The 18,922-nt window shown below is 70.6% G+C and carries 19 protein-coding genes, 3 tRNA genes and 1 riboswitch; of the genes, 18 read left to right on the top strand and 4 right to left on the bottom strand.

Features of this window, described 5'->3' with window-relative positions:
- Positions 1 to 969, top strand: coding sequence for a sugar ABC transporter permease (locus DT073_RS14485; RefSeq protein WP_124294030.1), 969 nt, complete (start codon positions 1 to 3; stop codon positions 967 to 969).
- A 4-nt stretch (positions 970 to 973) separates the two neighbouring features.
- Complete coding sequence (locus tag DT073_RS14480; RefSeq protein ID WP_124294029.1) at positions 974 to 1,768, top strand: hypothetical protein; 795 nt, start codon at positions 974 to 976, stop codon at positions 1,766 to 1,768.
- A 3-nt stretch (positions 1,769 to 1,771) separates the two neighbouring features.
- On the opposite strand, the gene DT073_RS14475 is transcribed toward DT073_RS14480, so the two are convergent.
- The gene (locus DT073_RS14475) at positions 1,772 to 2,494 is read right to left on the bottom strand and encodes a class I SAM-dependent methyltransferase (protein WP_240638628.1); all 723 of its coding nucleotides are present in this window, start codon (positions 2,492 to 2,494) and stop codon (positions 1,772 to 1,774) included.
- A gap of 306 nt (positions 2,495 to 2,800) precedes the next feature.
- Here DT073_RS14475 and DT073_RS14470 point away from each other — a divergent pair, with 306 nt between their 5' ends.
- The 4 genes from DT073_RS14470 (at position 2,801) to DT073_RS14455 (ending at position 5,834) form a co-directional block, all read left to right on the top strand.
- Positions 2,801 to 3,301 carry an FBP domain-containing protein gene (locus DT073_RS14470; protein WP_124294027.1) on the top strand — a complete coding sequence of 167 codons (501 nt, stop codon included), beginning with the start codon at positions 2,801 to 2,803 and terminating at the stop codon, positions 3,299 to 3,301.
- Positions 3,298 to 4,212, top strand: coding sequence for a PfkB family carbohydrate kinase (locus tag DT073_RS14465; protein ID WP_124294026.1), 915 nt, complete (start codon positions 3,298 to 3,300; stop codon positions 4,210 to 4,212). The genes DT073_RS14470 and DT073_RS14465 overlap by 4 nt, the downstream gene beginning before the upstream one ends.
- Before the next feature lie 107 nt (positions 4,213 to 4,319).
- Positions 4,320 to 4,401: transfer RNA gene (locus DT073_RS14460), tRNA-Tyr, on the top strand.
- Positions 4,402 to 4,511: 110 nt separating this feature from the next.
- A complete protein-coding gene (locus DT073_RS14455) occupies positions 4,512 to 5,834 on the top strand; it encodes a hypothetical protein (protein WP_124294025.1) in 1,323 nt (440 codons plus the stop codon).
- Here DT073_RS14455 and DT073_RS14450 read toward each other — a convergent pair whose 3' ends face one another.
- Positions 5,835 to 7,433, bottom strand: a complete 1,599-nt coding sequence (locus tag DT073_RS14450; protein ID WP_124294024.1) for a phytoene desaturase family protein — start codon at positions 7,431 to 7,433, stop codon at positions 5,835 to 5,837.
- A 74-nt stretch (positions 7,434 to 7,507) separates the two neighbouring features.
- On the opposite strand from DT073_RS14450, the gene DT073_RS14445 reads away from it, so the two are divergent.
- From DT073_RS14445 to DT073_RS14420, 6 genes are all read left to right on the top strand, one after another.
- Complete coding sequence (locus DT073_RS14445; protein WP_124294023.1) at positions 7,508 to 8,317, top strand: inositol monophosphatase family protein; 810 nt, start codon at positions 7,508 to 7,510, stop codon at positions 8,315 to 8,317.
- Between the two features lie 302 nt (positions 8,318 to 8,619).
- The gene (locus DT073_RS14440) at positions 8,620 to 9,954 is read left to right on the top strand and encodes a M23 family metallopeptidase (RefSeq protein WP_205782948.1); all 1,335 of its coding nucleotides are present in this window, start codon (positions 8,620 to 8,622) and stop codon (positions 9,952 to 9,954) included.
- Between the two features lie 64 nt (positions 9,955 to 10,018).
- Positions 10,019 to 10,090: transfer RNA gene (locus DT073_RS14435), tRNA-Thr, on the top strand.
- 34 nt (positions 10,091 to 10,124) lie between these two features.
- Positions 10,125 to 10,198: transfer RNA gene (locus tag DT073_RS14430), tRNA-Met, on the top strand.
- Between the two features lie 117 nt (positions 10,199 to 10,315).
- Positions 10,316 to 10,378, top strand: a riboswitch (guanidine-III (ykkC-III) riboswitch).
- A 13-nt stretch (positions 10,379 to 10,391) separates the two neighbouring features.
- A complete protein-coding gene (locus DT073_RS14425; protein ID WP_124294543.1) occupies positions 10,392 to 10,715 on the top strand; it encodes a DMT family transporter in 324 nt (107 codons plus the stop codon).
- Positions 10,716 to 10,798: 83 nt separating this feature from the next.
- Positions 10,799 to 12,217 (top strand): APC family permease, encoded by a 1,419-nt coding sequence (locus tag DT073_RS14420; RefSeq protein ID WP_124294022.1) that lies wholly within the window; start codon positions 10,799 to 10,801, stop codon positions 12,215 to 12,217.
- Here DT073_RS14420 and DT073_RS14415 read toward each other — a convergent pair.
- Complete coding sequence (locus tag DT073_RS14415) at positions 12,141 to 13,439, bottom strand: hemolysin family protein (protein ID WP_124294021.1); 1,299 nt, start codon at positions 13,437 to 13,439, stop codon at positions 12,141 to 12,143. The two genes, DT073_RS14420 and DT073_RS14415, sit on opposite strands and share 77 nt — an antisense overlap.
- A 149-nt stretch (positions 13,440 to 13,588) precedes the next feature.
- Complete coding sequence (locus tag DT073_RS14410) at positions 13,589 to 14,560, bottom strand: NAD-dependent epimerase/dehydratase family protein (RefSeq protein ID WP_124294020.1); 972 nt, start codon at positions 14,558 to 14,560, stop codon at positions 13,589 to 13,591.
- 89 nt (positions 14,561 to 14,649) lie between these two features.
- On the opposite strand from DT073_RS14410, the gene DT073_RS14405 reads away from it, so the two are divergent.
- From DT073_RS14405 to DT073_RS14380, 6 genes are read left to right on the top strand one after another with little or no spacing between them, the layout of a single operon-like run.
- On the top strand, positions 14,650 to 14,994 hold the full coding sequence (locus DT073_RS14405) for a TraR/DksA family transcriptional regulator (RefSeq protein ID WP_240638627.1): 345 nt from the start codon (positions 14,650 to 14,652) through the stop codon (positions 14,992 to 14,994).
- Between the two features lie 58 nt (positions 14,995 to 15,052).
- Positions 15,053 to 15,754 carry a DUF2510 domain-containing protein gene (locus tag DT073_RS14400; RefSeq protein WP_124294018.1) on the top strand — a complete coding sequence of 234 codons (702 nt, stop codon included), beginning with the start codon at positions 15,053 to 15,055 and terminating at the stop codon, positions 15,752 to 15,754.
- Positions 15,751 to 16,548, top strand: a complete 798-nt coding sequence (locus DT073_RS14395) for a sulfite exporter TauE/SafE family protein (protein WP_124294017.1) — start codon at positions 15,751 to 15,753, stop codon at positions 16,546 to 16,548. Before DT073_RS14400 ends, DT073_RS14395 begins: the two co-directional genes overlap by 4 nt.
- Before the next feature lie 9 nt (positions 16,549 to 16,557).
- Entirely contained in the window at positions 16,558 to 17,007 is a 450-nt protein-coding gene (locus DT073_RS14390; protein WP_124294016.1) for a MaoC family dehydratase N-terminal domain-containing protein, read from the top strand.
- On the top strand, positions 17,004 to 17,444 hold the full coding sequence (locus DT073_RS14385) for a MaoC/PaaZ C-terminal domain-containing protein (protein WP_124294015.1): 441 nt from the start codon (positions 17,004 to 17,006) through the stop codon (positions 17,442 to 17,444). Before DT073_RS14390 ends, DT073_RS14385 begins: the two co-directional genes overlap by 4 nt.
- Complete coding sequence (locus DT073_RS14380) at positions 17,441 to 18,577, top strand: UDP-N-acetylmuramate dehydrogenase (RefSeq protein ID WP_124294014.1); 1,137 nt, start codon at positions 17,441 to 17,443, stop codon at positions 18,575 to 18,577. The genes DT073_RS14385 and DT073_RS14380 overlap by 4 nt, the downstream gene beginning before the upstream one ends.
- The last annotated feature ends 345 nt before the right edge of the window (positions 18,578 to 18,922 follow it).

Raw genomic sequence — 18,922 nt, 5'->3', positions numbered from 1 at the left:
ATGGCACTGAACTCCAATCCGTTGACCTCGCAGCCCGCCCCGGCCCTCGCGGAGGCCCTCGCCGACGATCGCCGCGGCGCTGCCGCGGCGGAGAAGGCCGCTCCCACCCCGCGGCGACCGTTCGGTCGCTGGTTCCGCGAGACCGGATGGCGCCACATCATCGGCATCGTCATGCTGCTGTTCTGCGCGTTCCCGCTCGCCTACGTGCTGTCGGCGTCGCTCAACCCCGGCGGTACGCTGCTGACGGCGAACAGCCTGTTCTCCACCTTCGACCTGGGCGCCTACTTCCGGCTGTTCGAGAACCCGTCGCAGCCGTACGGCGCGTGGTTCGTCAACACGCTCGTGATCGGACTCGCCACGGCATTCGGCACGGTGCTGCTCGGCGCCCTCGCGGCGTATGCGTTCTCGCGCATGCGCTTCACGGGCCGCCGGTTCGGCCTCCTCACCCTGCTGCTGGTGCAGATGTTCCCGCAGCTGCTGGCCTTCGTGGCGATCTTCCTGCTCATGTCGGCGATCGCCGACATCTTCCCGGCGCTGGGCCTGAACTCCCAGCTCGGGCTGATCATGGTCTACCTCGGCGGTGCGCTCGGGGTGAACACGTACCTCATGTACGGGTTCTTCAACACCGTGCCGGCGTCCATCGACGAGGCGGCGAAGATCGACGGCGCCGGCCATGCCCGCATCTTCTTCACGATCATCCTGCGCCTGGTCGCGCCGATCCTCGCCGTCGTCGGGCTGCTGTCGTTCCTGGCGACGACGAACGACTTCGTCATCGCGTCGGTCGTGCTCTCCGACCCCGACAAGCAGACGCTCGCCGTCGGTCTCTACCAGTTCGTCTCGCAGGAGACCGCGCGCAACTGGAGCGTCTTCGCCGCGGGTGCGGTCCTGGCCGCCATCATCCCCGTCGCGCTGTTCCTCGCCCTGCAGCGCTTCATCGTCGGCGGCCTCACCGCCGGCAGTGTGAAGTGACCGGATGACGGTGCACACCGATCCCACGCGATTCACCGCGCTCAGCCGCGGCCTTGCAGCCGGGGTGGAGGAGCGCGACGGATTGATCGGCCTCGTCCTTCTCGGCTCGGCATCGGACGACGCGGCGCATCGCCGCGACGAATGGTCTGATCACGATTTCTTCGCCCTGATCGCCGACGGTCGCGGACAGGAGGTCCGGCCCGACCTGACGTGGCTGCCCGATCAGGACCGACTCGCCGTGACCGCGCGCGAGGGCGAGATCGGGTTCGTCGCCGTGTACGACGACGGGCATGTGTTCGAGTTCGCCTTCTCGGAGGCCGTGGAACTGGAGGGCGCGGTCGCGGGGGAGGCCACCGTCGTCGTCGACGACGACCGGGGCACGACGGCCGACCTGATCGCGCGCGCCCGCGCGAACGCAGCCGCACGCGATCGGTTCGATCCCGTCAACGACGCCGCGCTCGTCTTCGTCAAGCTCCTGCTCGGCACCGGCCGGGCACGTCGTGGTGAGGTGCTCAACGCGGGGCAGTTCGTGCGCGGTGCCGCGGTCATCCATCTGGTCCGCGCGATCCGCGGTCGCTTCGGCGAGCGGTCGACGGCGCGTCGCGACATCATCGATCCGCTTCGCCGGTTCGAGCGCGACTTCCCCGAGTGGGGCGCCCGCATCGCCGAGGCGACGTCGGCGCCGGTCGAAGACGCCGCACGCGAGCTGTACGCGCTGGCCCGCGAGATCCTCGAGCCCGGCTGGGACGCGTTCCCGGTGCGCGCGGCGGACGCGGTGGCCCGCCGACTCGGCTTCTGAGGCTCAGCCGCGCGAGACCACGCGCCAGCGGAAGGTGTTCGTCAGCTCGTAGCTCCCGTCCACCCTCCGGAACGGTTCCGCCGCCGTCCCGATGATTCCGCAGAGCTCGCCGATCGTCGCCTCGTCCTCACCGAGCAGCACGGTCGTCGCGAGGTCGCCGGCGTCGGCGGCCCGCACCCGCACCTCGACCTCGCCCTGCGAGACCTGACGGAAGCCCGCCGCGTCCAGCGCGAGATCGAGAGGGGACGGATGCGGGGACCCCGCGGGAGCCGGCGCAGCCTCGAGGGCCTGCTCGATGACCGCCAGGTCGCTCCGCCCGGTGTCGTCCCATTCCGCGATGCCGAGCAGACCCCCCGGCCGCAGCACGCGTGCGCACTCGAGGACGGCGTGATCGAGGTCGTCGGTGAGGTGCAGGACCGTGACCGCGGTCACGACATCGAACGAGTCATCCTCGAAGGGGAGGGCGGCGGCATCCGCCTCCCGCGCGTCGCCGCGAAGCGCGGCGATCGCGACCATCGCCGACGCGGAGTCGACCCCGATCGCCCGCGCTCCGGCCGCGGCCAGCTCGGCGAGGAACTCGCCCGAGCCGCAGCCGACGTCGAGCACCCGCGTGCCCGGGCCGATGGCGCACGCGGTGATGAGCGCCTGTCGCGCGGGCGCCGACACTCCGCCCCACCGTGCGGCCCATCCCTCCGCGAGGGCGGACCACCCACCGTCCTCCGTCACGGGCGCCACCCTATCCTCCGTGACCCGTCGATCAATGTCGCTCATCCTTCGCGACCCGTCGAATTCTGTCGTTTCCCGGCTCCGTGGGCCGCAATTCTTGACGGGTCGGCGTGAGGAGTGGACGGGGGTCGCGCGGCGTGAGGGTGGACGGGGGTCGTCCCGCGTGAGGAGTGGGCGAGATCGTCCGGCGTGAGGAGTGGGCGAGGTCGTCCGGCGTGAGAGGCGGACGACGCTCCCGCGCCGCACAACCCGCCCGCGGGCGGGGAGAGGTTCGTAGACTGTCCCGAGACCAGGCGAGGAGAGTGCATGAGCCCGCTGACCGAGAGCGACATCCACACGTCGTTCGTGAACGCCCGTCCCGAAGAGCTGCAGGTGATGGCCCTGCCGAACGACTTCGTGCTGACCGACTGGGATCATCTCGACTTCCTGGCCTGGCGCGACCCGCGCACGCGTGGGCGCGCCTATGTGATCGCCGAGGTCGACGGCGAGGCCGTCGGTGTGCTGCTGCGTGCCGCCGAGGGCACCTCGTCGGCGCGTTCGGCGATGTGCAACCTGTGCCACACGATGCAGCCCGCCGATCAGGTCGCGCTCTTCACCGCGCGCAAGGCAGGTGAGGCGGGCCGCAACGGCGACAGCGTCGGCACCTACATGTGCGCCGACCTGTCGTGCCACGAGAACGTCCGGCTGGCCGCCCCCCTTGCGCCGAGTGAGATCCGCGCGAGCGTCGACCGGCGCATCGACGGCACGCGTCGGCGCACCGAGGCCTTCGTCGAGAGCGTCGCCCAGCACGCGCGGAGCCGGTCGTGAGCCGCGCCGTCGTCATCGGCGACGCCCTCATCGACGAACTGCGCGACGACCACGGCGTCCGCGAATTCGTCGGCGGCGCCGCGCTGAACGTGGCCGTCGGTCTCGCACGCCTCGGCGTGCCCGCGACCCTCATCGCGATGGTCGGCGACGACGAAGCAGGTGGCCGCATCCGGTCGTACCTCGACGACTTCGGGGTCGTGCTGCTCTCGACACCGTCACCGCGCGGCTCGTCGCGCGCGGTGAGCACGCGCAGCGGCGGAGGCGAGCCGACCTACGTCTTCAACGACGCCGCCCAGCATCGCGCGGTGCACCTCGGTGCCGCCGAGCGGGCCGCCCTCGATGCGGCATCCGTCATCGCGATCAGCTGCTTCCCGTTCGACGACGTCGCCCAGACCCTCGCGCTGTCGCAGGCCGTCCGCGCGTCAGGCGCCCCACTCGCGATCGACGTCAACCCCCGCGAGGGGATGATGCACGACCGCGCGGAGTTCGTCCGCGGCTTCGAGCAGCTCGCCGCGGGCGCGGCGCTGGTCAAGATCGGCGAAGACGACGCCGAGCTGCTCTACGGGGAACCCCTCGACGCCCTGCGCGCGCGACTCATCGACGCCGGCGCGGCCGCGGTCCTGGCCACACAGGGACGCGCGGGTGCCACCATCGAGGCGGGGGCGGATGTCGTCACCCGCCCGATCTCCGATCTGCCGGGTCGCATCGTCGACACCATGGGTGCGGGCGACGCGGCCTTCGCGACCATCATCGCCGCCATGATCGACGGTGTTCCCGCCGATTCCGAGGCGTGGGGTGAGGCGCTGCAGCGGGCCATGGATGTCGCTGCCGCAACCTGCCGCTTCGAGGGCGCGCTCCTGCGCCTTCCCTCGGCGCTGACCGCCCCCGACCTCGATCGCCTCGGAACCTGAGGGGCGCAGCGCAGGCATCCGGGGTGGATTTTTTCGACGCCCGTCGGGGGTCTAGACTTGTTTCTCGCGCCTCCGGTCGACTGCACAAGCCGGGCGGGTGCGCACTTGGCGAGTTACCCAAGCGGCCAAAGGGATCTGACTGTAAATCAGCCGGCGTAGCCTTCGGGGGTTCGAATCCCTCACTCGCCACCCAGAGAGCCCGGCTTCGGCCGGGCTCTTGTCGTTCTCGCTCCTGCCGGGCCGCCTGACACGTCCGCCCGCGCGTGCCAGGATGGGCATGCGTCAACGAGAGGACCGAGATGACACAGCCCCAGCCGCACGAGACGCCCGCGTCCGCCGGATCGCAGGCCACGGATGACCCGGGTCGGTCACCCCTCATCCGTGCCGCCATCTGGGTGGCGATCGGTGCTCTCATCGCAGCGGCGATCGTCTGCGTCGTCTGGGTGCTGATCGGGCCGGAGAACGGCATCGTCGCGCGCGCGTTCCTCACCGTGCTGCTGCTCGCCGGCTTCGCCGGCGCGGCGATCCTCGACGCGAATCTCGCTCCCAACCGGCCGGCATGGCTGGCGCTGGCGAGCATGGGCGTGTGGGTCGTGACGCTGCTGATCGGGGCGGTGATGATCTGGATGCCGGAGCGCTTCCCCTACTCGGGATTCGGCCGCTTCGTGTCGTTCCTCCTCATCGTGCTGATCCTGCAGCTGGCACTGCTGCACATCCGCCTGTTCCTGAAGGCCCTCGCCCGCAACCGCACGACCTTCACCTCCGTGATCGCGATCGTGACGATCGTGCTCGTGATCGCCCTTGCGATCATGCTGGTGATCCCGCTGATGCTGTCGGAGTACGCGCAGCTGGGCGACCTCTACTGGCGCTTCGTCGTCTCCATCACGATCCTCGCCGCCGTGGGTACCGCGCTTCTCCCGCTGATCAATGTGCTCTTCGCGCCGCGTCGGCCGCGGCCTGTCGCCCCGACGTACCCGGGTTACGCGGGATACCCCGGCGCGGATGCGCAGCAGACCGGCGTCATCCCCGCCTGGGCCCCCCACGCGCCCCAGGGCCAGACCTGGCCGGGACAGGCCCAGGCCGCCTGGCAGCCGCAGGCCGCCTGGCAGCCCCAGGCCGGATGGCAGGGGCAGAACGCTCCGCAGCCTTTCGCGCCGACCTCCGCCGCCCCGACCCCTGGGGCCCCCGCGCCCGCAGCTCCCGTCGCCGCCGCTTCCGCGCCGTCCGCTCCCCGTGCCACCGCCTCTGAGGACGACGCCGCCGCAGCCGATGTCACGGAGGGGGTACCTGCTCCGGCGTCCGCTGCGCCGGTGTCCGCGGCATCCTATTCCGCCGCCCCGGCACCCACCGACGGGGAGCTTCTCCCGTGGCCGATGTACGCCGACGGCCGCACGCCGTTGCCGATGCTCCCCGACGGCAGCCCCGACTGGCAGGCCTACCAGACCGGCCGACCCTCGCCGGGAGCCCAGTCGTTCGTGCCGATCGCACCCGAGCAGGCGTCGCAGCCGACGTTCCCGCCGCCGGTGCCGGGCGCCCAGGGCCCGGGAGGAGCACAGGCCTCTCACGGTACGCAGGGCTACGAGGGCTTCCCGCCCCCGCCGCCGCTTCCGCCGCGCAACTAGTCAGCCGAGCATCTCCCGCGCGGCCATCGCGGCGTTGTGCCCGCCGATCCCGCTGACCGCGCCGCCGCGCTGGGCGCCCGAGCCGCACAGCAGGATGCGTTCGTGCGCGGTGGCCACACCCCACCGCGATGCGGGGGTCGACAGGTCGGCGTCATCGTCCGCCCACGGCCAGGCGAGTCCGCCGTGGAAGATGTCGCCCCCGGCCATCCGCAGCGCCTCCTCCAGGTCGGCGGTCGTTCGCACCTCCACGCACGGCGATCCGTCAGGCGCGGTGTACAGACAGTCCTCGATCGGTTCTGCGAGCACGGCATTCAGTGACGATGACGCCGCGGCGAGTGCCTCCGCCCGGGCAGCGTCGGCGTCGCGGCCGGCGACCAGACGGTGGGGCACCTGAAGCCCGAAGAGGGTCAGGGTCTGCGCCCCCTCGGACCGTAGCTGCGGTCCGAGGATCGAGGGATCGGTCAAGGAGTGGCAGTAGATCTCCGCCGGCAGCGGATCGGGGAATTCGCCCGCTGAGGCGGCGGCATGCGCGCGGTCGAGCTGGCTCAGGGTCTCGTTGATGTGGAAGGTGCCCGAGAAGGCCGCCTCAGCTGACACCTCGCTGTCGCGCAGGCGGGGAAGCCGCCGGAGCAGCATGTTGACCTTCACCTGCGCGCCCTCGGGCGCGATGCCGGCGTTCTCGGCCGCGGCGCCCCCCGCTCGCAGCAGGTCGGTCAGCACCGCGGGTCCTGCGCCCATCAGCACCAGCCGGCCCCGCAGGGTCTCGCTCCGCCCGTCGGGACCCGCCACGGTCACCTCGCCGTCGGGATCGATGGCGGTGACCTCGGCGCCCGTGCGGACCTCTGCGCCGGCGTCGCGGGCGGCTCGGGCGAGCTCGGCGCTGACCCGTCCCATTCCGCCGACGGGCACGTCCCAGTCCCCGGTGCCCCCGCCGATGACGTGATAGAGGAAGCAGCGGTTCTGAGCGAGGCTCGCGTCGTCGGCTGTGGCGAACGTGCCGATGAGCCCGTCCGTCAGCGCGATCCCGCGGGCGAGGTCGGTCTCCAGCGAACGACGCAGCATCTCGCCCAGGGGCCGGTCGACGACATCCGTCCAGAGCTCGTCGTCGTCGACGAGCGAGCGCACCTGGGTGCGGGGGCGGAGGGGCTCGGTCATCGTGGGGAAGACCCGGCGGGCGAGCGGGAGGAGCCTGTCGCCGAAAGCGGCGAAGCGATCGGCCTCGGCGGGGTCGCCGGTCGTCCGGACGAAGCTGCGCGTCGTGGCCGCCGCGTCGCCCCGATCGATGAGGATGCCGCGAGAGGGATCGGTGGGAGAGGGCGTGTAGGAGGAGTAGCGCCGGCGCCGAAGGTCGATCCGAAGTCCGAGGTCGTCGATGATCGCGCGGGGGAGCAGGCTCACGAGGTACGAGTACCGCGACAGGCGGGCAGCCACCCCCGGCCAGGGTTCCTCCGACACGGCGGCTCCGCCGACGTGGTCGAGTCGCTCGAGGACGACGACGCGGTGACCTGAGCCGGCGAGGTACGCGGCGGCGACGAGGGCGTTGTGACCGCCGCCGACGATCACGACATCGTGCGTAGCGGCATCACGGGGGAGAGGCATGGCTCCACCGTAGAGGCGCTCGCCGACCTCCGCATGGATCCTGGCGACGAAACCGCCGCGGTAGCGTGAGGGGCATGACGCTTGCCGCGCAGCTGCACGATCTGGCCGTCGACCTCGCCCGGGAGGCGGGGGAGCTCGCCCGTCGCCGCCGCACCGAGGGCGTCGCGATCGCGGCGACGAAGTCGGCCCTCGCCGACATCGTCACCGAGGCCGACCGCGAGGTCGAGGAGCTGATCCGCGATCGGCTCCGCCGCGAGCGCCCGGGTGACGGTTTCCTCGGCGAGGAGTCGGGTGCAGCGCCGGTGTCGCACGGCGGTGACTCCGACGTCACCTGGGTCATCGATCCGATCGACGGCACCGTCAACTACGCCTACGGCATCCCCTCGTACGCCGTCAGCGTCGCCGCCGTCGCGGGCGGGAGCGACCCGGAGCACTGGGACGCCCTCGCCGGCGCCGTCTTCAACCCCGCGAGCGGGGAGCTCTTCCATGCCACCCGCGGCGAGGGTGCGTGGCTGAACGGGGCGCGCCTGACGGTCAACGCCGAACCGGCCGCCGCCGGAGCGCTCCTGGCCACCGGATTCGGTTACGACCCCGCGACCCACGCCTCCGACCTCGCACGCGTGGGCCGTGCGATGACGATCGCCCGCGACATCCGCCGCATCGGTGCCGCGTCGCTCGATCTCGCGTTCGTGGCCGCGGGGCGGCTCGACGGCTACTTCGAACGCGGGCTGCAGCCCTGGGACTTCGCGGCAGGGGCGCTGCTCGTGACCGAGGCGGGCGGGCGGTTCGCGCGAGTGGAGATGCCGGATGCCGCGGCGCGGCCCCTCACGGTCGCCGCCGGTCCCGGGATCTTCGAGCGCCTGGTGTCGCTCACCACAGATTGAGCCGCCGCGTGACCGGTTGCGCGCCGGTGTCGTACATGGCATTCCCAGACGTCGCCGGGTAGTGTTTATCCGTTCGTTACTTTTGGTGTCCGAACCGGAAGTATCCCCCAACGACCGCCTGCCGTGCACCCCCATGTGCGGCAACGACTCGGAAGCACGCCCCCGTTTTGCCCCACGATTCATCCTCGGCTCTTCGCCCGCGCACCCGCCGGTCGAGTCGAGTCTCCCCCGCGGACGTTCAGACCCCGGCGGAGACGACGACCGTTCCCCCCGCCGGTGAGCCCTCTACCGCTCCGCCGGCGATGAGCCGCCGAGCGCTGCGCGCCCGGGCTGCCGCGCAGCCGTTCCTCATCAACCCCGTCTTCTCGACCGGGTCCGTGCCGGTGGCCGGCTCCGCCTCGATGACCGGTGACGCCGGGGATGTCGCGCACTCGCCCGCCTCGTCGGTGACGGCGACCCCCGCCGAGTCGGCCCCCGTGGCCCAGGCGAGCGTGACCGAGGTGCCCGAGGCATCGGCGGAAGGATCGTCGACCGACGCCGATAACGGCGACGCCGAGGGGGCGGATCCCGAGCATCCCGACTCCCCGGCGACCTTCACCGGGGGGACCGGGGCGCTCCTCTTCGACGCCTCCACGACGACCGGACCCTTCCGTCTCCTCGAGCCGCCCATGGGTCACTCGGTCGCCGACGAGGTTCCGGCGGCAGATCCGGAGGACACCCGTGACGCTGCGCCGCAGGCGGACGATGAGTTCGAGGCCGCCGCGCGACTGTTCTGCTTCACCGGCGAGACGCCGGTGCAGAAGCTCGCCCCCGCCGATGACACCGCGGCGGACAGCGATCCCGCGCCCGCAACCCCCGACATCGCCGCGCACGTTGCGGCCGCCCGTCGCCGTCGCCCGGCACGCGGAGCCGCCTTCCGTCGCGCCGCAGCGGCATCCTTCTCGGTGAGCGTCATGGGGATCGTCGGTCTTCTCGCCGTCGCCACCACGACTCCTGCCGAGGCCGTGGCCGCTGCCACCGGCAGCGAATCGGCCACGCTCTCCACGATGGCACCGGCGTCGACAGACCTCTCGGTCGACCCCGACGAGATCCAGGCATACGTCGCCCCGGCCACCACCGAGAACGCCCAGATCGCCCGCGGCGAGAGCTACGAGACGGTGACGATGGCCGACCTGGCTGCCGCGTCGGGGATCACGAACTTCTCGAACTTCTACGTCAACGACCCCACCGCCGCCATCCAGTGGCCGTTCGCGGTCGGCGTGCCGATCAGCTACGGGTTCGGCATGCGCTCGGGGAAGATGCACGAAGGCCTCGACTTCGTCCCCGGCGCCGGAGCACCGATCCAGGCGATCGCGGACGGTACCGTGCGTGTGGCCAGCGAGTCGGGCGGCGCGTACGGGGTGCACGTGATCATCGACCACGTCGTGGACGGTCAGCTGATCTCGAGCCACTATGCGCACATGGAGTACGACTCGATGCAGGTCGTGCCCGGTCAGCAGGTCACGGTCGGCACCGTCCTCGGACGCACCGGCAACACCGGCCGCTCGTTCGGCGCCCACACGCACTTCGAGCTGCTCATGAACGGCACCACGCCGATCGACCCGCTGCCGTGGCTTCGGCAGCACGCGGGAGGGTGACCGCCGATTCAACGGGGAGCCTCGGCTCTGGTATTCTCGTTGAGTTGCCCGCGCAGGGCAGCACGCCCCGATAGCTCAGTGGCAGAGCACTTCCATGGTAAGGAAGGGGTCGTCAGTTCAATCCTGACTCGGGGCTCGCAGCATCCGGCATCTTGCTGCCGGTGTATCGCGGCAGGGTAGCTCAGTTGGTGAGAGCGCACGACTCATAATCGTGAGGTCGCGGGTTCAAGCCCCGCTCCTGCTACAGAGACAAGCCCCCGGCACTCCGGGGGCTTTTCGTGTTCTCCGGCGCCGTCGCGCCCAGCCCGCCGCCCCGTGATCGCTGCCCAGGCGGTGATCAGGGGGTGGCGGTAGCCTGGTCGACGGATCCCGACCGGATCCCCGGACGAGGGTTCAGTACCCGGTGAGCGACAAGACTGGCCATGGAGGCGAGCATCATGTCGTGGGTCATCCTCATCATCTCCGGAGTCCTCGAGGCCGTCTGGGCCACGGCCCTCGGAAAGAGCGAGGGCTTCACCAAGCTCTGGCCGAGCGTCGTGTTCGGCATCGCCCTCGTAGCGAGCATGGGCGGGCTGGCCTGGGCGATGCGCGAGATCCCGACCGGCACCGCATACGCCGTCTGGGTCGGCATCGGCGCATCCCTCACCGTGCTCTACGCCATGATCACGGGCGACGAGGGCTTCTCCTGGGTCCGGATGCTGCTGATCATCGGACTCGTCGGCTGCATCGTCGGACTGAAACTCGTCAGCGACGCCGAATAGCCGGAGGTCGCGCGATTGTACGGCAGTGCATGTCGCACCGGGAGAGGTTGCATGGTCGCGCCGCGCACCGATGAAGTGGCCAGATGGCTCAAGACGTCAGCGCGGCACCCGTCGAGGAGAAACACGGACTGAGGCGCGTGGTGGGGGTGTGGCTCCTCTTCGCGTTCATCGTGGGCGACACGCTCGGCGCCGGGATCTACACCCTGGTGGGCACGATGGCCCTGGATGTCGGCGGCGTCATCTGGCTGCCGCTGCTCATCGCGCTGGTGGTGGCCCTGCTGACCGCCGGCACGTACGCCGAGCTCATCACGAAGTACCCGCATGCCGGCGGGGCCGCGCGCTACGTCGAGCGGGCATTCGGGATCCCCTTCGTGTCGTTCCTCGTCGGGTTCTTGATGATGGCGTCGGGGATCACGACCGCGGCGGCACTCGCCAACGCCTTCGCCGGTGACTATCTCGCCACCCTCGTCGACCTCCCCGCGGCGCCGATGGCCGTCGCGTTCATCCTCGTGCTGACGCTGATCAACCTCCGCGGCGTGCGCGAGTCGCTCGGCGCGAACATGGTCGCGGCGATGATCGAGGTCTCGGGACTCGTGCTGATCATCGTCATCGCGGCCATCGTCTTCGGAGGCGGCGGCGGCGACCCGAGTCGCCTGGTCGAGTTCGCGCCCGATGTGCCGCCCCTGCAGGGGGCGTTCGCAGCGACGATCATCGCGTTCTTCTCCTTCCTGGGGTTCGAGGCGGCGGCGAACATGGCCGAGGAGGTGAAGAACCCCTCCCACGCCTACCCCCGGGCGTTGTTCGGCGCCATCCTCACCGCCGCCGTTGTCTACCTGCTTATCGCCATCGGGGCCGTGATCGTTGTGCCGCCGGCCGACCTCGCCGAATCGACCGGACCGCTCCTCGAGGTGGTGACGGCGAGCGGACTCCCCGTTCCGGGCTGGCTGTTCAGCATCATCGCCCTGATCGCCATCGCCAACGGCGCGCTGCTGTTCATGGTCATGGCAAGCCGGGTCGGCTACGGCCTCGGAGAGGCGGGATTGCTTCCGCGGGCGTTCCGGCGGGTTCTCCCGAAACGTCGCACGCCGTGGGTGTCGATCGTCGTCGTGGCGGCCGTCACGATCCTCTTGACGCTGCTCGGTGACGTCGCGACGCTCGCAGAGACGACCGTCCTCCTGCTGCTGCTGGTCTTCCTCTCCGCCAACGTCAGCGTCCTGGTCTTGAAGAAGGACCGCGTGGAGCACCCCCACTTCTCCGTCCCCCGGGTCGTCCCGATCCTGGCGATCATCGCCAGTATCGTGCTCCTCACCCAGCAGACCGGCCCCGTGTGGCTCGGAACGCTGGTCTATCTCGCGGTCGGCTCGGTGCTCTTCGTCGTCGCCAGGGCGCGGCGAAAGCACGAGATGCGCACTGAGCGGATCGACGTCATTCCGCCGTCGACGGCGCCGGCTCCTTCGGAATCACCAGCAGCTCCGAGATCCGACGACGATCGAGCCCGGTGACCTTGAGCGTCGCCCCATCCACCTCGACGGTGTCGCCGACGACGGCCAGGCGCCCGAGCCGCTCCAGCATGAAACCGGCGATCGTGTCGGACGACCCGCGGGGGAGGGTGAGCCCGGTGGCCTCCTCGAAGTCCTGCAGATTCAGCCGGCCGTCGACGGTGCCGCCGTTCTCCGACAGGTCGGCGGTCGCGGCATCCGTGTCGTACTCATCGAAGATCTCACCCACGACCTCCTCGACCAGGTCCTCGAGGGTGACGATCCCGTCGGTGCCGCCGTACTCGTCGACGACGACGGCGATCTGGTCGCCGGCCGCCCGCATGCCCGTGAGGGTCGGGAGCACCCGCGCGGTCGAGGGCAGATAGGGGATGGCGCGAACGAGCGGCCCGATGGGCTGACGCGGGTCGACCGCCGCGGCCTCGAACAGGTCGCGGACATGGACGAACCCCGTGATGTCGTCGATCGACTGATCGACGACGGGATAGCGCGAGTACGGCAGCTCGCGCACCCGCGCGGCGGCATCGCCCACCTCGTCGGCGTGATCCAGCGCGACCACCTCGGGGCGGGGGCGCATGACCTCGCTGATCTGACGTCCCCGGAGCGAGAGCACGTCGTCGAGGATGCGCCGCTCGTCCTCGGGCAGACCCTGGTGGCTCGAGACGATGTCGCGCAGCTCTTCCTCGGTGAGCTCGTCGCCGGTCTTGTGCGGGTCGCCGCCGAGAAGGCGCACCACGGCGTTCGTCGACACCGACAGCAGCCAGATCACCGGGCGCATGAGCACGGCGAAGCCGTTCAGCACCGGGGCGACACCATAGGCGAACTGCACGTTCCGCTGGATCGCCAGACGCTTGGGCACGAGCTCGCCCAGCACGAGCGAGAGGTACGCGATCATCAGCGTCAGGACCACGGTGGCGATCGTGAGTGAGAGGCCCTCGTCGAGTCCGAGGGAGACGAAGAGCGGCGCGACACTCGGAGCGATCGACGATGCGCCGTAGGCGGCTGACGCGAAGCCCGCCACCGTCACGCCGATCTGCACGGCCGAGAGGAACGTGTTGGGGTTGCGGGCCAGGTCGGCGACCTTCTGGCCGCGCTTGCCGCGCGCGGCGAGGGCGTTCACCTGGCTGTCGCGGAGGGTCACCAGCGCCATCTCGGTGGCGGCGAACACCCCGCCGATGAGGACGAAGACCACCACGAGGGCGATGTTGAGGAGGAGGTCGCCGTTCATCGGTTCACCTCCCCTCGCGGGGACGCGCCCGGGGTCACCCGGGCGCCGGGACTATGACAGTCGGATCCGTCCGCAGTTTTCGGCATGCGAGCCACGGTAGCGGTCCACGCTTCGAAACCGCCGTGTGCCGCATGCCGGGACGACGCCGATCAGACCAGGAGCGGCCCCGCGACATCCATCCTGTCGTTGTCGATGAGCCACCTGACCGACTCGAGGATCGCGTCTTCGGGTTCGTACCGCGGGCGATAGCCGAGCAGCGAACGAGCCTTGTCGATGCTGAGGTAGTGGTTGCGGTGCAGATGCCCCCAGCTCGCGTTGGCGTACCGTTCGCTCGTCTCGGTGCGGAACTGCTCCCAGGTGATGCACTCCAGAGACAGAGGCTGTCCGAACCAGGATGCCGCGGCCGCCGCGTATCCCCGGACGGTCAGCGCGGACGGCGCGACGGCGTGGAAGTCTTCGCCGGCGGCGGCGTCGCGGTGCGCGAGGGCGAGCTCGAAGACCTGCGCGACGTCGTCGGCGTGGACGTGGTGCATGAGGGCGCCGTCGCCTCCCGGCACTCGGAGCGTGCGGCCCGCCGACAGATCGGACCAGACGCGCGGATCGCCGTTGCCGAGCGGCCCGACCGGCGTCCAGCCCGGGCCGACGATGTGACCGGGGTCGACGGTGGTGGTGACGAGCCCCCCGGCGGCGGTCTCCGCGGCCAGCAGCGCGGCGATCTCGGCCTTGAGGATGCCGTACTCGTCGAACGGCGGCGTGCCCTCGCCCTCACGGATCGGCACCCGGTCGCTCGGGCCGTAGCGCCAGAGGGTTCCGCAGTGGACGAGGTGCCCGCCGCGACCGCGCAGGGCCTCGACGAGGGAGCGCGAGGACTCCGGGGTGAAGGCGAGGAGGTCGACGACGGCGTCGGGGTCGTGGGCGAGCACGATCTCGCCGAACGTGCCGTCGCGGTCGGCGGCCTCTCTGTCGGCGACGACCTGCTGTACCGCGTTCCACTCCGAGGAGGCGACGTACGGCGGCCTCGCACCTCTGCTGATCGAGACGACCTCGTGGCCGGCGCGGATGAGCCGTGGAACGAGGAAGGTGCCGATGTGGCCGGTTCCGCCGATGACGACGACGCGCACGCTGTCTGCCTCTCCGTGCGGGCGGGGCGCCGGCGCACCCCTCGAGCCTAGGGGCGCCGATGTCGGACGCGGCCGGTAGCGTGCGCGTCATGAAGGTCCCGGTCGACGCCCTCCGTGCGGCGCGCGAATCCGCGCAGCGGCGCCTCGCCGAGGTCGAGGTGCAGCTCGCGCAGCTGCGCGATGCGCGCGGCGCCGAGTCCGCCGACGACGAACACGATCCCGAGGGAGGAACCCTTTCTGCGGAGTGGTCGCGCATCGAGGGGGTGCGTGTTGGCGTGATGGCCGAGCTCGTGGGCATCGACGCCGCCTTCGACCGGGTGTCGGCGGGTTCCTACGGCATCTGCGAGGTGTGCGCGGACCCCATCCCGGAAGGGCGGCTGGAGGTGCGTCCCACCGCGACCCGCTGCGTTCGCTGCGCCGAGAGGCGGCAGTAGTCTTAGTGCGGCGGCCACCGGTTCCTCGCACGGCCGGAAGACGACGAAACGAGCGAGCATGAGCACGAACCCTCCCGGCTGGTACGACTACGGCCCCGGCACCCGTCGGTGGTGGGACGGTGCGAAGTGGACCGAGCACGTGCAGTCGACCGAGGACGGAACGGATGCGCCGCCGGCCGGACCCGATGCCCCTCCCTCGGCTCCGGGTTTCACGGGTGCGCCCGGGAATGCACCCGCCGGGGGAGCCTTCACCGCGGCGACCGAGCCGAAGAAGTCCAAGCTCTGGATCCTGTGGGTGGTTCTGGGTGTCGTGCTCCTCGGCATCGTCATCGCCGCCGCCGTGCTCATTCCCATCCTGATCGGGGTCTTCTCGTCGGGGGGCGGCGTCGACGAAGCCGACCAGCAGGAGGCCGTCCGGGCGGTCGAGCTCTACGACGAGGCATGGCGCGAGGGTGACTGCGACAAGTACCTCGAGGCGACGTCGGAGGCCTTCCGCGAGGGGGGTGGACTCACCGATTGTGCTGCGTTTGAGGAGCAGTCGGCCGGTTTCGCGCAGTCGGTGGAGAACTATCAGGTGGAGGTCGTGGGCATCAGTTCGTCCGAGGGCTCGATCTTCATCGACACGACGGAGACGTACGACAGTCTCTTCCTTGACGGCGAGCCGTTGGAGACCCCTGCGCCGATCGTCGAAAGCTGGCAGTACACCGTCGTCGAAGTCGATGGTGCCTGGGTCATCGACAACGCGTACTTCGAGGAATGACCGACGCCCCCACGGCGCGCGATGCGCGCTTCGTCTTCACGTGCCTCGGCGTCGGTTTCGTCGCCGGACTGATGTCCGGCCTGTTCGGGGTCGGGGGCGGCACCGTCGTCGTCCCGCTCCTCGTGCTCGTGCTCGGGTACGGTCAGCGGCTTGCGGCGGGAACGTCGCTGGCGGCCATCGTTCCGACGGCCGCGGTCGGGGTGATCGCCTATGCGGTGAACGACTCCGTCGCCTGGATCCCCGCTCTCATCCTCGCCGCGGGCGCGGTAGTGGGGGCGCAGATCGGCACCTGGCTGCTTCCGCGGACACCCGTGACGGTCCTTCGGTGGGGTTTCGTCGGATTCCTCGTGATCGTGATCGTGTCCCTTTTCCTGGTGATCCCCTCGCGGGATGCCGGCCTTGCGCTCACCGTCGTGACAGTGCTCGGCCTCGTCGCGCTGGGTGTCGTCACCGGCATCCTCGCGGGTCTTCTCGGCGTCGGCGGCGGGGTGATCGTGGTCCCGGTGCTGCTGCTCCTCTTCGGCACGAGTGACCTCCTCGCCAAGGGGACCTCGCTGCTGATGATGATCCCGACGGCGATCTCGGGCACCGTCGGCAACCTGATCCGCAAGAACGTCGACCTCCCTGCCGCCGCGATCGTCGGGATCGCCGCGTGTGCGACCGCCCCCGTCGGCACGTGGCTGGCCACCCTCGTCGACCCGCAGCTGGGCAACATCCTCTTTGCGGCCTTCCTGACGGTCATCGCCGTGCAGATGGCCGTGCGCGCCATTCGGGGGCGCAAGACCGCTCGGTAGGATGATCCGGTGCCAGTGAACCCCGAACTCGTCGGTCGCGTGTTCCCTCCGACGCCGCCGTATCTCGTGGGCCGCGAGAAAGTGCGCGAGTTCGCGCGAGCGGTCTTCGCCGACGACCCCCAGCACCTCGACCCCGAGGCCGCGCGTGCCCTCGGCTACGCCGACGTCGTCGCGCCCCCGACGTTCCCGATCGTGCTGCAGGACGTCACGCTGCAGCAGCTGCTCGCCGAACCCGACAGCGGCATCGAGCTGTCGCGCGTGCTCCACGCCGAGCAGCGCTTCCGGTACTCGCGTCCGATCGTCGCGGGCGACGAGCTGACCGCCCAGCTCAGCGTCACCGGCATCCGCACCCTCGGCGGCAACGCCATGGTCACCAGCGAAGCCGAGATGGTCGACGCCGCCGGCGCCCACGTCGTGACCGCGACATCCGTTCTGCTCGTGGGCGAGGGCGACGCATGAACGCCGTCACCGTGGGCGATGTCGTCGCCGAACGCACGATCCACCTCACACGCGAATCGCTGGTGCGCTACGCCGGAGCGTCGGGCGATTTCAACCCCATCCACTACCGCGACGACATCGCCGCCGAGGTCGGGCTTCCCGGAGTCCTCGCGCACGGCATGCTCACGATGGGTGTCGCCGTCGGCACGATCATGCCGTGGCTCGGCGACGGCGGTCGCATCCTCGACTACGGTGTGCGGTTCACTCGACCGGTCGTCGTCGACGCGGTCGACGGCGCCGATCTTCACATCGTCGCCCGGATCGGTCAGGTGACCGACGAGGCGGTCCGCATCGACCTCACCGTGACCGCCGCCGACACCACGGTGCTCGGAAAGGCGCAGGTGCGCGTGCGGCCGGCGGACGCCGCCGGTGCGCCTGTCGGCGACGGGACTCGATGACCGAGGTTTCCCCCGTCGCGCTCTCGAGCCTCACGACGCTTCGCGCAGGCGGAATCCCCGAGCGGATGATCGAGGCGCGGACGACCGGTGAACTCGTCGACGCGCTCCGCGAGGTGTGGGCGACGGGTGACCCCTGGTTCGTGCTCGGCGGCGGATCGAACCTGCTCGTGGGCGACGAGCCGTTCCCGGGCACGGTCGTGCGGATCCTGACCCACGGGATCGAGACGCTCCCCACCGCACGCGAGGGATTCATCCGCCTCCGGGTACAGGCCGGGCACGACTGGGACGCATTCGTGGGGTACACCGTCGAGCACGGGTTCGCGGGCGTCGAGGCGATGTCGGGCATTCCCGGGACCATCGGGGCCGCGCCCGTGCAGAACATCGGCGCGTACGGCCAGGAGATCGTCCAGACCCTCATCGAGGTCGAGCTCATCGACGAGACCACCGGCGAGGTGTCCACCGTTCCGGCCGCCGAGCTCGGGCTCGGCTTCCGCACCTCGGTGCTCAAACACCACTACGGCTCGGTGCCCGAACGACGTGCGGTGATCCTGTCGGTCACGGTGGAGCTCGCGGTCATCGGAGACGCGCCCCGTGAGATCCACGGCGATCAGCTGCGGACGGCGCTCGGCCTCCAGCCCGGCGCCGCGGTGACGCTGGCCTTCGTGCGCGAACAGGTGCTGCAGATCCGCGCGCGGAAGGGCATGGTGCTCGATGACGCCGACCCCGACACGTGGAGCGCCGGATCCTTCTTCCAGAACGCCGTCGTCTCGGCATCCTTCGCCCGGACCCTCCCGCCGGAGTGCCCGCGCTGGCCGGTCGCGCCCGACTTCGATCCGGTGGTGGTGGTGGCGTTGTCGAACTTCGACGGCAGCGTGCCGCCCCTGTCGACAGCGGAGTCCGATGTGAAGGTCAGTGCGGGCTGGCTCATCGAGCAGTCGGGCATCCGCAAGGGCTTCAAGCTTCCGCGTTCGCGCGCCGCGGTGTCGACCAAGCACGCTCTCGCGCTGACCAACCGGGGCGGCGCGACCGCCGCCGAGATCGCGGAGCTGGCGCGCTTCATCCAGGGCCGGGTGCACGCCGAGTTCGGCCTGCTGCTCCAGCCCGAGCCGGTCTTGATCGGCGTCGACCTCTAGCCTGCGACGACGCGTCCTCGCGGTCATCCACTCTCCCCAGCTCACCCGCTTCGTGCTCATTCCGCGGTTCGTTCGTCGCAGATGTACGCGATGGGACGCCCCGGACGTACGTATGCGACGAACGAACCGTGATCGAGGTGGGGATGGGTGGGTGGGGTGGGGCGAGGGAGCGCGGTCATTGATCCGTCACCCCTCGCCCATCGCCCCGGCTGACCCGCCTCGCGGTCCTACTCCCGTTCGTTCGTCGCAGATGTACGCGATGGGACGCCCCGGACGTACGTATGCGACGAACGAACCGGGATGAGTGCGGGGCGCGGGGGTGCGGAGCGGGAGCGAGCGGATGCT

The sequence above is a fragment of the Microbacterium sp. ABRD28 genome (genome assembly GCF_003850245.1).
In the GTDB taxonomy this organism is placed as follows: Bacteria; Actinomycetota; Actinomycetes; order Actinomycetales; family Microbacteriaceae; genus Microbacterium.
The sequence above is the reverse complement of the archived record's forward strand: the minus strand, read 5'-3'. Positions and strand labels throughout refer to the sequence as shown.